This window comes from Methylobacterium crusticola (genome assembly GCF_003574465.1).
GTDB lineage: Bacteria > Pseudomonadota > Alphaproteobacteria > Rhizobiales > Beijerinckiaceae > Methylobacterium > Methylobacterium crusticola.
This window is the reverse complement of sequence record NZ_QOWC01000001.1, coordinates 1-14,009: the sequence shown is the minus strand read 5'-3', so window position 1 is coordinate 14,009 and position 14,009 is coordinate 1. Positions and strand designations below refer to the sequence as shown.

The window sequence follows — 14,009 nt, the reverse complement described above, 5'->3', positions numbered from 1 at the left end:
GGCTGTAACAGTGAAGAACAGAGGCGTCAGGCGCCCGATGCATAACTGAATGGGGAGAGGGGAATGGACGTGCCACCAAAGCTGGCCGAAGCGCGCGTGTTGATCGCAGACGGCCACCCGCTCGTCATCCGAGGCATTCGTCACCTGCTCGAGAGCGAGCCTGACATCGAACTCGTCGGAGAGTTCTCATCGCGCACCCACGTCGCACAGGGCATCCTCGACCTGAGACCGGATATCGCCATCCTCGAGACGGGCGCGCCCGGCCTGTGCGGGATCGACTTGATCCGGCAGCTTGCCGTGCAGGCCTCGACGACATTCATCCTGGCGCTGAGCGCGCACGAGGAGCGCGTCTACGCGCAGCAGATCCTCGTCGCCGGGGCGCGTGGCTACGTGGTCAAGCGCTCACCGAGCGAAACCCTGCTTCAGGCGGTCCGCGCCGTGCGGTATGGCGGACTGTTCCTCGACCCCGCCCTCGCTGGCCAAGCGACGGAGGCCGGCCTACTGGAGAACGCGCATCCAAGCGAGGGCGGCCCGTCGGGCTTGACGAGCCGCGAGCGCGCCGTCGTCAAACTCGTCGCGCAAGGCTTCACGAACAAGGAGGCGGCCCTCGCGCTCGGAATCTCGATGAAGTCGGTCGAGACCTACCGCGTGCGGGCCGGGGACAAGCTCCACACCCGCTCGCGCGCCAAGTTCATGCAGTACGCCGTGATGCAGGGGTGGATCAGCGTCGGCGTGCAGTAGAGGCCGTGCGGACAGTCCCGGCGCTCGATGCCCGAGCGCCGGGACTGTCCGCCGCACGATCCCCCGGCCGCCCCCGTACGAGGCCCTCGGAACCGGACGCGGAGACGCTCGTCGCCCGGCTGCGGGAAGGCCGGGACCCCGTTCACCTCACGTACCGGTCCGTCGCATAGAACCCGGGATTCGCGCGCACGAAGGCGATCATCCGCGACAATCCCTCATCGATGGACATGCTCGGGCTCCAGCCCAGCGCTCGGGCGGCGAGGCTGTTGTCCGAGATGAGCTTGTGGACCTCGCTCTGCTCGGGGCGCATGCGTTCCGTCTCGACCTTGATCGGTTTGTCGACGCCCATCAGCGCGAGGATCCGCTGCGCGAACCAGCCGACCGAGAAGGTAACGCCCGTGCCGAGATTGATGGTCATCCCCTCGACGCCGGGCTCGCTCCCCGCGGCCAGGAAGCCCGCCACGGTGTCGGAGACGTAGGTCATGTCGCGTTCGGGCGTCAGCGATCCGAGGCGGATCTCGTCGCGCTCCACCGCCTGGGAGATGATCGTCGGGATGAAGGCGCGCGCGCTCTGCCGCGGACCATAGGTGTTGAACGGCCTCAGCGTGACCACGGGCACACCGAAGGACCGGTGATAGCTCTCGGCCAGCTTGTCGGCCCCGATCTTGGACGCGGAATAGGGCGATTGGCCCTGCAGCGGATGCCCCTCGTCGATCGGGGTCCGGAGCGCCGTGCCGTAGACCTCGGAGGTGCTGGTGTGAACGATGCGCCCGACCGCGTTCCGGCGCCCGGCCTGAAGGACGTTGAGCGTTCCTTCGACGTTCGTGCGCACGTAGGTCCGCGGCGCCTCGTACGAGTAGGGAATGGCGATCAGCGCACCGAGATGCATCACCACCTCGTGCCCGTCCAGGGCACCGGAGATGAAGTCACCGTCCTCGAGGTTGCCGTAGGCGACCTTCAGCTCGCTGCGCACGTCCGGATCGAGAAAGTTCAAGTTGCCGATCGTCGAACTGGAACTGTAGCGCACGACCGCGGTGACGACCGCACCGCTGCGCACCAGAGCGTCGCAAAGATGACTGCCGATGAAGCCGGCCGCGCCCGTAACGGCTACTCGCTTATTCCGCCACACGGCTTTCTCCATGATTGTCCGCCCGACGATAGTTTTGATACAATATAAAAAAACTGCAACCTGAAAATGGCAGTACCTCATCGGGGATTACGATCATCCGTAGTAGGTATATGCGGATTGACGTTATTTTATGATAGCTTTCACCACAAGCAATGGTCGGCATGGAGTGCGGCACCTGTGACATGCGGGAAGATGACGCGAAATCCGGGTGATGTGGCGTCTACCCGAATGTCCTCGCGGTGGCTGAGGCCGCGCCGGACGACCGGTCGACGGGTCCGGCTCGGGACCGCCGGACCGGCGGCGAGACCGCCCGGCATGATGGCTGCGTCCAAGCACAGGATCAATTGCAAGCGCAGGATCAATCGCAAGCGCAGGATCAATCGACAGTGAGCGCGTCCTCGTCGCCGTCGGCAGACCCTCTCTCCGAGGCATTGCAGTCCGCATCCGGTCCGGCCGTTCGCGGGAGGCCGGCGGAATCCGCCTCGCCCGGCGGCTGGTACCGCTACGTCCTCGAATCGGTCGCCCTGGTCGGCCTGCTCGTGTGCATCGACCATGTCTTCTTCGATGGAAACCGATTCGCGAGCATCACGCCACGCCCGTTCTGGATTCCCGTCCTGCTGATGTCGGTGCAGTACGGGTTGGCGGGAGGCGTGTTCGCCGCCTTCGCGTCGACGTTGGCTTTGTACAGTGGAGCATTGCCGTCGCAAGTCGCGACTCAGGATTACTATGCCTATTCGCGCTTGATAGTGGCCGAGCCAATGAGCTGGCTGGCCTGTGCGCTGGTCCTCGGCGGGATGAGCAGCCTTCAGCTCGCTCACGCAGCGGAGGTGCGGCGGCAGCGCGACGACGCGCAAGCCGCCGCGGAGGATCTCGGTCACGGCCTCCAGCAGGCCCTCGCGGATCTCGGCTACCTCGAACTCCAGATCGCGGCCGAGACCCGCACGGCGGGGGCGATCGCACGGGCCTTCGCCAGCCTCGATCCAGCCGGGCCCGAGCGGCTCGCGGCGTCCTTTGCCGAGTTCGCGCGGCTGATCGTCGGGTCGCGCGATCTGACGGTCTACGTGCCCAGGGGCGAGACGTGGGTCGCCCTCGGCCACGCCGGAGAGGTGCGGGATGCGCCGCGTCTGCCGCGCCTCGCGGCGGACGTCCTGCAAGGACCTGGGCGACCGCAGGGGCTCGGCCAGTTCCAGGAGCCTGGCCAGCCGCACGCGTTCGGGCATGGCTCGTCCCGGCGCCTGGAGGCGGGTGCGACCGCGCTCTGGCCCGACGGCGCGGTCCTCGTACCCGTCATCCCGCGGGCCGGAGGCGCGGCCTTGGGGTTGATCGTGGCGGACGGCGTCGGGTCGGGAGCATCGGCTGCCGCCGCCCTGCAGCGTGCGGAGAGCCTCGCCCGGGGCCTCGGCGGTTTCCTGGAGCAGGGCGTGGTTCCGGAGCGCGGCGCGCCATGAGCCTCGAGAGCACAGGGAACGCCCTCGCGCGAGCGGATGATGCGGACCGGCGGATTCCGCCGGAACGCCTTCCCGTGTTCCTCGCGGGCGCGACCGCACTCTGCGAGTGCGGCTTGGCCGTCGCGCTCCTGCGCGGGACCGTCGCGCCATCCACCATCGTCCTCGCGCACCTCGCCGTCTCCGCCGCGATCAGCGCATCGGCGGCGGCAATCCTCCTGCGCACGGGATCGTCTCTCCTGATCCACCTCGCCCTGTGGACCTTCGCCGCAGGACCGTTCGGGGCGGTTCTCGCGGCCAGCCTCATCGTCTTCGACGGCGCCGGGCACGGCAGAACCGCCGACCGGGCGTTCGGCGACTGGCTCGACGAGGAAATCGGGGCGCACGACCTCGGCCCGGTCGGACGGCTGCGCGACGACCTGCTCGACGGCCGCCTGCGCTCCACGCGCCGCGGCGGCGTCCGGCCGCTGCGCGACGCACTCGACGGCAGCGATCGGGCGGCGAAGTTCGAAGCGCTCGCCCGGGTCGGGCGCGCCTTCGACCCGGCGCTCTGCCCCGTCATCCACGCGGCCCTGCGGGACGGCGACCCCTCCGTACGGGTGCTCGCATCGACCGTTCTCGCCAAGCTCCAGGCCGGGCACGGCCGAGAGATTGCGGCCCTCCAGGACGCGGTCGCGTGCGCCCCGCGGGATCCTGCCGCGTGGGTCACGCTGGCCCGTGCCCGGCTCGGGCTGGCGCGCTCCGGCCTCGTCAAGCCGCTGCAGGCCCGCGCGGAGCTGCTCGCCGGCCTTGAGGCCGCGGAGCAGGCCGCTCTCCTCGCGCCCGATCTCCCCGGGGTAGAGGCCCTGCGGCGCGCGCTCGAGGCCGCCACGCCCCCGGCGGACGCGGTCTCATGAAGCCGTCACCGCCGCCATCCTCGAGCTCGCCTGCCCCGAGCGCGCCCGCCGACGTCTGCCTGCTCGTCGAGGGCGGCTACCCGTACCTGCTCGGCGGCGTGTCCTCCTGGGTCGACAGCTTCATCAGGAACCTCCCCCATCGCAGCTTCCACGTCGTCGCCTTCACCATCTCGGCGCAGCCGCGCACGCGAAGGTTCGAGCTGCCGGAGAACGTGATCGCCTTGACGGACGTCGTCATCGACGCGTGTCCGCCGGGGGCCATGCCGATCTTCGGATCGGGGCGGAGGATCGAGGCTCTGGTGGCCGACCTGCGCGTCCTCGTGACGGAGGGGACCGGACGGGCGTGGACGCGGTTCGCGCGGAAGATCGAGACCAGCGGGCTCGCGCAGCGCGCGCTGCTCGACTCGCGGCCGGCATGGGTGGCCTTCCAGCGCCTCTACGACGAGGTCATCCCGGGTGCGCCGCTGGTCGACGTGTTCTGGACGTGGCGCTTCCTGGCCCGAAGCATGCTCGCGATCGCGACTGCGCCGATCCCGCCGGCGCGGACGTACCATGCGATCTCGACGGGCTATCCGGGCCTCTTCGGCGCCCGGGCCAAGGCGTTGACGGGCAATCCCTTCCTGATCACCGAGCACGGCATCTACACGAACGAGCGCCGGATCGAGCTCTCCGTCGCCGACTGGATCTACGAATCGTCGGCGGCCGGCTACGACGTCGGCAGCGATGTCGCCGAGCTTCGCAAGCTCTGGCTCTCGGCCTTCAACGCGATGGCGCGGATCAGCTACGACTGCGCCGACCTGATCACGACGCAGTTCCGGGCCAATCAGGATTACCAGATGCAGGACGGGGCCGAGCCGGCGAAGCTCCGCGCGATCCCGAACGGCATCGAACTGGCACAATTCTCCACCATCGCCCGCAGCCGCGAGCCGCGGCGCCCGAGGGTCCTCCTCGTCGGCCGCCTCGTTCCGATCAAGGACATCCGCACCTTCATCCAGGCGATGGCGCTCCTGAGGCGTGCGGTGCCCGACCTCGATGCGATGGTCGTCGGACCGGACGACGAGGACCCCGCCTACGCCGCCGAGTGCCGGCACCTCGTCCAGCAGCTCGGGCTGCAGGACACGGTCCGGTTTCTCGGGCGGGTCGCCGACGTGCGGGCCCATTTCGGATGCGTCGACGTCCTCGCGCTCACGAGCATCAGCGAGGCGCAGCCCCTCGCCCTGCTCGAAGCGGGCGCGGCCGGCGTGCCGGCCGTCACCACCGATGTCGGATCCTGCCGCGAGATCCTCGAGGGACCGCCCGGGACCGGACTGGACGGCGCCGGCGGCTTCGTGGTCGGCGCCTGCGACCCCCAGGCGACGGCTGACGCACTCGCCAGGCTCCTCGTTGATCCGGCCTTGCGCCAGCGGATGGGAGATGCCCTGCGCGAACGCATCCACGCGGTGTTCGACCAGCGGCGCGTGATCGCGATGTACGACGACGTCTACGCGTCGCTCTCGCGACGATCCTCGACGGCTTAGGCATCCAGGGGAGCGGACGACATGGCCGGCATCGGATTCGCGCTGGAGCGCATGACGGCAGGGCGATCCCTGAGCAGCACGGCGGGCGCGTACCTCTACGCCGCCTTCCTGGTGGCGGGCCCCTGGATCTTCACCGTGCTGGCGATCGCAGGCGTCAGCGCGGCGGCCTGCACCGCCGCGGATTGCCTGGGCCTGCAGGTCTTCCGGTCGATCATGATCTACAACACCTGCGTCACCGCGATCCTGACCGGGCCGCTGGCGTTCGTCTGCACGCGGTACGTCTCAGATCATATCTGGATGAAGCGCTACGACAGCATCACCTTCAGCTTCGCAGCGTCGTTCGCGGTGTTCGTCATCGCCGCCCTGCTCGTCGGCGTTCCGTTCTACGTGTGGATGACGGACCTGTCGGGGCCGGAGGTGCTGGCGGCCCTGCAGAACCTGATGCTCGTCGGCGCGGCCTGGCTGCTGATCCCGTTTATCGGGGCGACCCGCGGCTACCTCACGGTCTCGGCCGCGTTCGCGGTCGGCGTCACGGTCATGGTGTCGGCGCTCGTGCTTGCGCCGGGCGAGGAGCCGGTGCGCCTCCTCGGTGTATTCAACCTAGGGCTGTTCATCATCGATCTCGGCCTCGCCTGGCGCTTGGCCCGCGAATACGGCCTGGCGCTGGTGCCGGACCGGGAGCTCCTGCGCACCGCCGGCATCTACTGGGAGTTGCCGCTGATCGGCCTGACCTTCGCGTGCGGATTGTGGGTCGACAAGCTCATCATGTGGGCGGCCGCGCCGATCGGGGTGTCGACCGTCGCCATCGGCCTGAGGACCATGCCGACCTACGACACGCCGATGTTCTGGGCCCAGCTCGCCGCACTGCCGATCTTCGCGGTCTTCTTCGTTCACGTCGAGACCAATTTCTTTCGCCTGAGCCGTGCCTATTACGGCAGCCTCGCCCAGCAGGTGAGTCGACGGAACCTGTCGAAGATGCGGCTGCGGATGTCCGGTTTCGTCGTCTCGAAGGTGTTCACGCTGTTCCTGTCGCTCGCGGTCATCGCCCTCATCGCGATCCTCATCTCCTTCGTGGCGATCGAGCCGCTGGGCCTGCGGGCGAGCCAGATGGGAATCCTGCGCGCCGCGCTGGTCGGGATGGTCTTCCATACCTCGGCCGTGTTCTGCTTCGTCTTCCTCCTCTACTTCGACCTGAGGCGGTACGCCCTGGGGATCTCGGTGACGTATTTCGTGCTGAACGGGCTCATGACGAGCGCGCTTCTGCCGCTCGGGTTCTCCTTCTTCGGCTACGGCAATCTCATCGCGTCGGCGGTCACGCTGATGCTCGCGATCACGATCCTCGCCCGCGAGCTGCCCTGGCTCGATTTCCACGCATTCATCACGAACAACACGTCGCTTCGCACCGAGCGGCGCAGGGTCGCGGGCAGCGCCCCGCGCGCCTCGGACGGTCCCGGCTCATGAGCGGGGTCCGGCACACGCCCGGCCGCGTCCCGGGAGGAGGCACGATGCAGCGGCGCACGCTCCTCCAGATGCTGGCCTGCGTCGGCGCCGGCGGCGCCAGGGCGGCCGAGCAGTCCCGCCCTGCGCGCCGGATCGCGCGGCCCGATCTCACCTGGGCCGTGTTCTACGGCGAGGACATCGCGCCGGAACGGCTGGCCGGCTACGACGTGATCGTCCTCGATGCCGGCTTCAAGGGCGATGTCGGGCAGATCGTCCGGCAGGGCAAGGACCTGCTGTGCTACCTGAGCCTGGGCGAGATCAAGCGCTCGAGCCCGTGGTTCGGCGGCCTCGAGAATTCCGGCGTCCTGTTGCGCGAGAACCCGAGCTGGCCCGACACGTTCGTCTGCGACGTCCGCCAGAGGAGCTGGTCGGCACTGATCCTCGAACACGCGGTTCCGGCCATCGCCGCCCGCGGCTTCAAGGGCATCTTCTTCGATACGCTCGATACGCCGCCCCATCTCGAGCAGGTCGATCCCGATCGCTACGCCGGCATGCGCCTCGCGGCGATCGACCTCGTCCGCGCGATCCGGCGCGCGTTTCCCGACCTGATCCTCCTCATGAATCGCGGCTACGCCCTCCTGCCCGAGCTCAGAAGCGAGATCGACGGCGTCGTCGCGGAAAGCCTGCTGACGACCTTCGATTTCGGCGCCAAGCAGTACAAGTGGGTCGAGCCCGACCAGCTGATCTATCACATGCAGGCGCTGGACGGGCTGCGCACGGAACCACCGACCGTGCCGATCCTGAGCCTGGACTATTGGGACGCGGCCGACGAAGCGACGATCCGGGAAATCTACGCCCGCGAGCGCGACCTGGACCACCGCCCCTTCGTCTCGGAGGTGCTCCTCGACCGCCTCATCCCGGAGCCCCCGCCCTGCCCGTGCCGGCCGGCCGAGGAGTAATTCCAACGAATTACCTCCAGAGAAAATGGCGAGGAAGCATGGGAGTTGCTGTTTTCCGCTGTCAGGCACACTGTATTGACGCTATGATCGATCCAGATTTTCGAGATCATCAGTCGAGACCGGGAATGACGACCTGCTTCCCGCGACGAGAGTCGACGGCCGAGCCCGATGCCGCGTGATCGGGGCGCGCGGCCGGAACGGGAGAGGCGTCCGAACGGGGCGGAAGGCGCATGCGCGTTCGATACCTTCTCAGCCTGTGCGTCAGCATCGCGGGCGCGTCCGGCTACCTGCTGTTCCCGACGGCTGAGGAGCAGCTCGCCATGCTGGCCCGGGACGGCCGCACCAGCGAGGCCTCGGGGCGCCTGACCGAACTGCTCGCGTTGGCTCAGCGCGATCCGGCACTCATGGCGGCGGCCGCCCGCGTCCACGAGCGGTCGGGCCGCTTCAAGCGCGCGGCCGAGCTGCTCGAGCTCTACGTCGGGGAGCGGCCGGCCGACACGCGTGCCCTCGACTGGCTCGCCTCCCTCTACGAGGCGGGCAAGGACCCCGCCGGGGCGACGCATGCCCTCGCGCGGGCCTTCGCGATCGCCCCGACCCGCGCGCGCCTCTCCGCCCTCCTCGACCTCTACCGCTTGCAGGAGCGGGCGGACGAGGAGCGCGCGCTCCTCAAGACGGTGACCGATCCCGACCTTCTGCGCCCGGTCGACGTAGAGCGGTTCGGGGTGCTGCTGTCGTGGGCGGGGGAGCAGGAGGCGGCTTTGGCCACCCTGCGGCGGGCGGACGCGCTGCTGCCGGCGGAGAGCGAGGTCGGCCGCTTCGTGCTCTTCGACATCCTGATGGCGCTCGGCCTGCACGACGAGGCGGCCGGGCGGGCAGATGGCTGGGTCGAAGGCTGGCGCGGCAAGCCCTGGCTCGGCGTGCACGTGACCCGCTCGATGGCTCGCAGGGGTAATCGCGCCCGCGCGGAGGCCCTCGGCCGACGGGTGATCGAAGCCAAGCCTGAAACCCGGTTCTACCTCGCGCGCGTGGTCGCGGAGGACGGCAACCGCCCCACGGCGACGGCGCTCCTCGAGAGCTGGCCGACCCGGGGAGCCGAGCCGCCGGCCGACGAGATCGCGCAGTACCTCGCGGCGGCCGAGGCCGTGGGCGACGCCGCCGCGCTCTGGCGCAAGGTCTGGGCAATCCTCGGCGAGCCGGCCTGGCTCGACGCCCATGCCGCGCTCGCAGAGGCGCTCGCGCAGCGGCAGGGCTTCGGCGTGATCGCGCCGATCCGGTACAGGCTGTCCTGGGAGACGTTGCGGCGCCGGCCGCTCTTCGGGGTCAGGTTGGCGCTGTACGAGGGCAACCCTGTCTTGGCGCGCCGCCTGCTCGCGGACGTGACGCCCACCGCCCTGGCGCCGGCGGCGCAGCGGGAATGGGCCGCGCTGCTCGCCCAGGTGCTGGGCGACCAGCGGGCCCTGGCGGTCCTGTCCGACCTGGGACGCCGGCGCGCCCTGCCGGTCGATCTCGTGCCCGTGCAGGCGCAGCTGGCCGCGGCCCTCGGTGACGGACCGGAACATGCGCGGGCGATGGGCGAGCTCCGCCGCCTGGCGCAGGCGCCGGCCGGCGCGTCGCGGGTCCGCTGACCGCCGGGGCCGGCAGCGGACCCGCGGTGTCCTCGATCGTGAAACGGGAGCAGGCGATGATCGTGTCTCGTACCAAGCAGCTGGCGCTGGGCGCACTCGGTCTCGCCGCGGCGCTCCTCACCCCGCCGGCGCTGGCCGGCGACGCGGCGATGCTCAGGATCGGGGATAAACTCAAGATCACCTTCTTCGAGACGATGGACATCCCGAATCCGGGCGCGGGCGAGAAGGGAGCGGAAGCGGCCGCCGTCACCCAGGCCTTCTACCAGCGCGTCGACCTGTCGGGAGAATACCCGATCGAACCGGGCGGCACGATCGCCATCCCGCTCTTCGGGTCGATCCAGGCCTCCGGCAAGACGCTTGAGGCCGTGCGGACCGATCTCGGCGCCGCGTTCGAGAAGACCTTCGGACGCCGGGGCGGCCTGACCGTCGGCGTGACGCAGCGCGCGCCGGTCTTCGTCGCTGGAGCCGTGCGGTCGCCCGGCGCCTTTCCGTATACGGGCGGCATGATGGTGATCCAGGCCGTGGCGCTCGCCGGGGGCATCGAGAAGGATCAGGCGAGCGCCACGCACGTCGTCGAGGTGATGCGGGAACTGGAGCGCCGGGCCGCCATCCGCGACCGCCTGAAGAACGCCCTCGCCCGCAAGGCCGTGCTCATCGAGCGCCAGGGGAGCGGCGCCAACCCGGCCCTCGGCCGGCTCCTTGCCCTCGCCGCTGACGGCGAGGTCACGGCGCTGCTGGCGGGGGCCGGCCGGGTCGCCCGCCTGGAGGCGGACCTCGCCGCGAAGGAGGACGGCCTCCGCCGCACCACCGCCGAGGCGGCCGCGACCGAAGTGGACCTGCTGCAGAAGCGCCACGCCGCCTTCGTGGCGCAGCTCAACGCGCGCGGTGAGCGGCTCAAGACGATCGAAGCACTCTACGCCCGACAGATGGTGGAGAGCGAGCGCGTGGCCGATATCCGGCGCGACTTCATCGACATGGAGGCCCGCAAGCGCGAGTTCGAGGTCGGGGTGATGCAGGCCGAGTTCCGGCAGGGCGCCGCGAAGGAGGCGACGGACCAGGCCGGCCTGCGCCAGAAGCTCTCACTCGAGAAGGAGATCGCGGTCCTCAACGGCGAGATTGCGGCGGCCGAGCAATCCCTGACGACGTCCCTCAACGTCGTGGCGACTTACGCTGTCGGACAGGGCGATGCGACGCAGCAATACCAGATCGTCCGCATGGGCCCGACCGGCGCCCAGGTCGTGTCGGCCGAGGAGACAGATCCGCTGGAGCCGGGCGACGTGGTCAAGGTCGTGACGGTGCGCGCCACCGGCCGGTCGGAGCGGATCAAGGCGGCGGCGCGGTAGGGCGCATCCTGTAGGGCGGAGCCACTGCGTTCGCGCCCCCGATCCTGAGAGCCCGGTGGGCCGCTCCACACCTTTCGTCCCTCCCGGGAACTCCTCCCCGGCCTCGGAGGAGGCCTCCGGACGGCGCCGTGGTGGCTGGAGCTCTCCTTCGAGGCTGCCGCGAACGGGAGCCCCTCATGAAGTGGTTGGAGGGTGCGATGAACGATACCCGACGCCATCGGCAGAGTACCCTGCTCCGGCAGGCTTCGATGCGGGGCAAGTCCCTCGTCGGGGAGGCCCGGGGGATGTGGATGGGGACGTCCCGTGGCGGCGCTCGATCAGGCGTTCGCACCCCGCCGAGCCGATCCGGTGGGCCGCGGATCACGCGGGCGAGGGCATCACACGCTTGATCGACAGCGCGACAGATCCGGCGGGAGCCGCATCAGACGATCGTATCATCCTTGCCGACCAGCGCCGGCTCCGCCCCGCCCTCGACGACGTCCTGCGTTCGCGCCGGGTCCCGATCGCAGAGCCAGGCGGCGCCATAGCCTTCGGCGGTGGGGCGGACGCTCGCGTCGCCCGACGCTGCTTCGTCCCCGGTCACGAGCGCGGTGTCGCTCGTACGCTGGTCCTGGACGGGGAACCGGTCGGCGCCGCCTGGTTCCGGCTCGCCGAAGAGATCGTCACCGGCAAGTTCCGCGAGCGGGTCGCTGCCGGAGGTATCGTCGGCGGGCATCGGCGCGGCCGTGGGCGGTGCTGCGGGGTCCGAAAGGCCGTCGTCCCGCATCACTTGGCTGGGTCTGACGCCGTCCAGCGAGACGCCGTCGAGGTCGAGGCGGGCGATGTAGCTGGCAAAGCCGGCGGCATCCGCCTTCGCCTGCACGTCGGCGATCTTCGCAGGCCCGCTGACGTACTCGATCGCGACCACGTCCTTGCCGGCCGCCTGGGCGCGCTTGAGGTAGTCGAGGCTCCATCGGGTCTCGGCCCGTGGCTGGGGCGCCGAACCGTCGCTGTTGTAGAACAGATTTTCCTTGAACAGGCCGTCGATACGGCTCAGATAGTTCTGGTCTGTCAGTAGCTCCTCTCCACCATTGACCCATATCTTGAAAGTCGGAACCTTCGATTTGGCGTAGTCGCTCAAGTCGCCGATCAAGTTCTTCATCGCTCCGGCGGCGTCACCTCCCGGGGCATTCTGCTTGGCCCAAGGCAGCTGAAATTCGTCGACCACATCGAAATACGCGCCATCGTATCCCATCGAGACGATCTTATCGATCTCACGCTTAGCGATTGTCTTCCACTCGTCAGTCCAGTATTTGACTTCGTAGTTGCCCTTCCAGTTCGGATCGACCGGGCCGATCGCGGATTTGGGGATCGTGTTCCAGTAGGCGCGGTAGTCTTCCGCCTCGCCGATGCTGAAATACCCAAGCAGCAATGCCCCGCCCGGCCCGCCTCCCATCTGCCTGACTTGCACCGGGTCGAACAGTCGACCGTCGGAATCGTAGATTTCGACGACCTTCACGTCGAACGGAGCGGCCGCAATCTGGGCGGGATTGACCCCCTGAAGCACGTACATGCCGGTTTTCATCGCCGTCTCCCCTGTGGTGATCGGTTCCGTGGGCAGCACGGGGCAGGACCGTCCGGCCACTGGCGGTCGATCCGAAAGAATGGCGCGGTGTCGTGGTGCCGGCGAAAACGACGCGACTGTAAAGATTGCGAACAGTATCACATGGCAACGCTGCAAAATCCCGCACAACGCCACGGAATGAGGCCGGAACCTGTCGATGACCCCGCAGCCGATGAGGCGCGGGCGCTTCAGCTCTCGAAGAGCTTGAACCAGCCCTTCATCATGCCGTACTCGACGATCTCGGCGCGCGTCCGAACGCCCAGCTTTTCGCTCGCGCGCCGCTTATAGGTCTCGACGGAGCGCTCGTTGATGCCGAGCCTGTCCGCGATCTCCTTGGCGGTGAAGCCGAGCGCGATGAAACGGAGAACCTCCTCTTCGCGCGGAGCGAGTGGCCTGTCGGCCATCGCGCCGGCTGCCGCCGCGCCGAGGCCGACGGCCCCGAGAGCCCCGGCCAGCGTCTCGCCGAGATCGGCATCGAGGTACACGCCCCCCGCATGCACCGAACGGATCGCGTGGACGAGCGTGCGGCTCGAGGCGCGTTTGAGCACGTAACCGCGCGCGCCGGCGACGAGTGCCCGGTGGATGCTATGATGGGTCGAGAACGCGCTCACGACGACGACCGGGATGGGCAGACCCTCCTGCCTGACGAACTGCAGGAAATCGGTTGCGGTCGTTTCGCTCAGGCTCGAATCGTACAGGAAGAGGTCGCACGGCGCGGTCGCGACGAGGTGCATCACGTCGCACCGCGAGGTGCCGCGGCCGACGACGTGCATATCGTCGTGCCGTGAGAGAAGACATTCGAGCGCCTCAAGAATCAGGTTCTGATCGCCTGCGAGGAGCACCTGGATGCCTTTCTGCACCGAACCATCAGTCATCGCATCGTCTGGACATCGGTGTCGTGTCGGCACGATCTCGGCATGGATCGGAACTCCTGTGCAGGCGGGCGCAGAACCCGTCGGTTCTGCGCTCCATCATCGTGGGAGGCCGCGGTTCCCAGGCACGCGGGGTTGGTTCTGGTCCGGATCGTCTCGGTGCCTTCCGCGTGGCCGGAGCGACGCTCAGGCCGCGAGCTTGCGCAAGACGCTGACGATGTCGTCGACCACTTCGCCGACGAGGTTGCAATCGTCGCCCTCCGCCATCACCCGGATCACCGGCTCGGTGCCGGACGGGCGGATGACGAGGCGCCCGCCCTCCCCCAGGCGCTGCCGGGCGCCCTCGATGACGGCAACCACGCTGTCCTGGCGCAGGGGCTCGCCGCCGGCGCCGTAGCGCACGTTCTCGAGCACTTGCGGCAGCGGGTCGAAGCAGTGG

11 protein-coding genes and 1 pseudogene are annotated in these 14,009 nt (G+C 69.0%); 8 read left to right on the top strand and 4 right to left on the bottom strand.

Annotation, left to right across the window (positions count from 1 at the left end; all coding sequences use genetic code 11):
* The first annotated feature begins 63 nt into the window (after positions 1–63).
* Positions 64–741 carry a response regulator gene (locus DT057_RS06050; RefSeq protein ID WP_128561178.1) on the top strand — a complete coding sequence of 226 codons (678 nt, stop codon included), beginning with the start codon at positions 64–66 and terminating at the stop codon, positions 739–741.
* 142 nt (positions 742–883) lie between these two features.
* On the opposite strand, the gene DT057_RS06045 is transcribed toward DT057_RS06050, so the two are convergent.
* Positions 884–1,882: a GDP-mannose 4,6-dehydratase gene (locus DT057_RS06045; protein WP_128561177.1), complete on the bottom strand. Its 999-nt coding sequence runs from the start codon at positions 1,880–1,882 to the stop codon at positions 884–886.
* A gap of 227 nt (positions 1,883–2,109) precedes the next feature.
* Here DT057_RS06045 and DT057_RS06040 point away from each other — a divergent pair, with 227 nt between their 5' ends.
* The 7 genes from DT057_RS06040 to DT057_RS06010 all read left to right on the top strand — a co-directional run bounded on the left by DT057_RS06040 (position 2,110) and on the right by DT057_RS06010 (position 11,095).
* A complete protein-coding gene (locus DT057_RS06040) occupies positions 2,110–3,318 on the top strand; it encodes a hypothetical protein (RefSeq protein ID WP_128561176.1) in 1,209 nt (402 codons plus the stop codon).
* Positions 3,319–3,392: 74 nt separating this feature from the next.
* Positions 3,393–4,211, top strand: coding sequence for a hypothetical protein (locus DT057_RS06035; RefSeq protein ID WP_128561175.1), 819 nt, complete (start codon positions 3,393–3,395; stop codon positions 4,209–4,211).
* Positions 4,208–5,728 (top strand): GT4 family glycosyltransferase PelF, encoded by a 1,521-nt coding sequence (gene pelF, locus DT057_RS06030; RefSeq protein ID WP_128561174.1) that lies wholly within the window; start codon positions 4,208–4,210, stop codon positions 5,726–5,728. Before DT057_RS06035 ends, pelF begins: the two co-directional genes overlap by 4 nt.
* Before the next feature lie 21 nt (positions 5,729–5,749).
* The gene (gene pelG / locus DT057_RS06025; protein ID WP_128561173.1) at positions 5,750–7,189 is read left to right on the top strand and encodes an exopolysaccharide Pel transporter PelG; all 1,440 of its coding nucleotides are present in this window, start codon (positions 5,750–5,752) and stop codon (positions 7,187–7,189) included.
* A gap of 44 nt (positions 7,190–7,233) precedes the next feature.
* Positions 7,234–8,127: a glycoside hydrolase family 191 protein gene (locus tag DT057_RS06020; protein ID WP_162501337.1), complete on the top strand. Its 894-nt coding sequence runs from the start codon at positions 7,234–7,236 to the stop codon at positions 8,125–8,127.
* Positions 8,128–8,357: 230 nt separating this feature from the next.
* The gene (locus DT057_RS06015) at positions 8,358–9,752 is read left to right on the top strand and encodes a tetratricopeptide repeat protein (RefSeq protein ID WP_128561171.1); all 1,395 of its coding nucleotides are present in this window, start codon (positions 8,358–8,360) and stop codon (positions 9,750–9,752) included.
* Between the two features lie 56 nt (positions 9,753–9,808).
* The gene (locus DT057_RS06010; RefSeq protein ID WP_128561170.1) at positions 9,809–11,095 is read left to right on the top strand and encodes a polysaccharide biosynthesis/export family protein; all 1,287 of its coding nucleotides are present in this window, start codon (positions 9,809–9,811) and stop codon (positions 11,093–11,095) included.
* Positions 11,096–11,516: 421 nt separating this feature from the next.
* On the opposite strand, the gene DT057_RS06005 is transcribed toward DT057_RS06010, so the two are convergent.
* The 3 genes and pseudogenes from DT057_RS06005 to glmM all read right to left on the bottom strand — a co-directional run.
* On the bottom strand, positions 11,517–12,659 hold the full coding sequence (locus DT057_RS06005) for a glycoside hydrolase family 191 protein (protein WP_128561169.1): 1,143 nt from the start codon (positions 12,657–12,659) through the stop codon (positions 11,517–11,519).
* A 227-nt stretch (positions 12,660–12,886) separates the two neighbouring features.
* Positions 12,887–13,558 (bottom strand): LuxR C-terminal-related transcriptional regulator, encoded by a 672-nt coding sequence (locus DT057_RS06000; protein WP_162501336.1) that lies wholly within the window; start codon positions 13,556–13,558, stop codon positions 12,887–12,889.
* Between the two features lie 198 nt (positions 13,559–13,756).
* Positions 13,757–14,009, bottom strand: a pseudogene (gene glmM, locus DT057_RS05995) (phosphoglucosamine mutase); the annotation flags it as partial.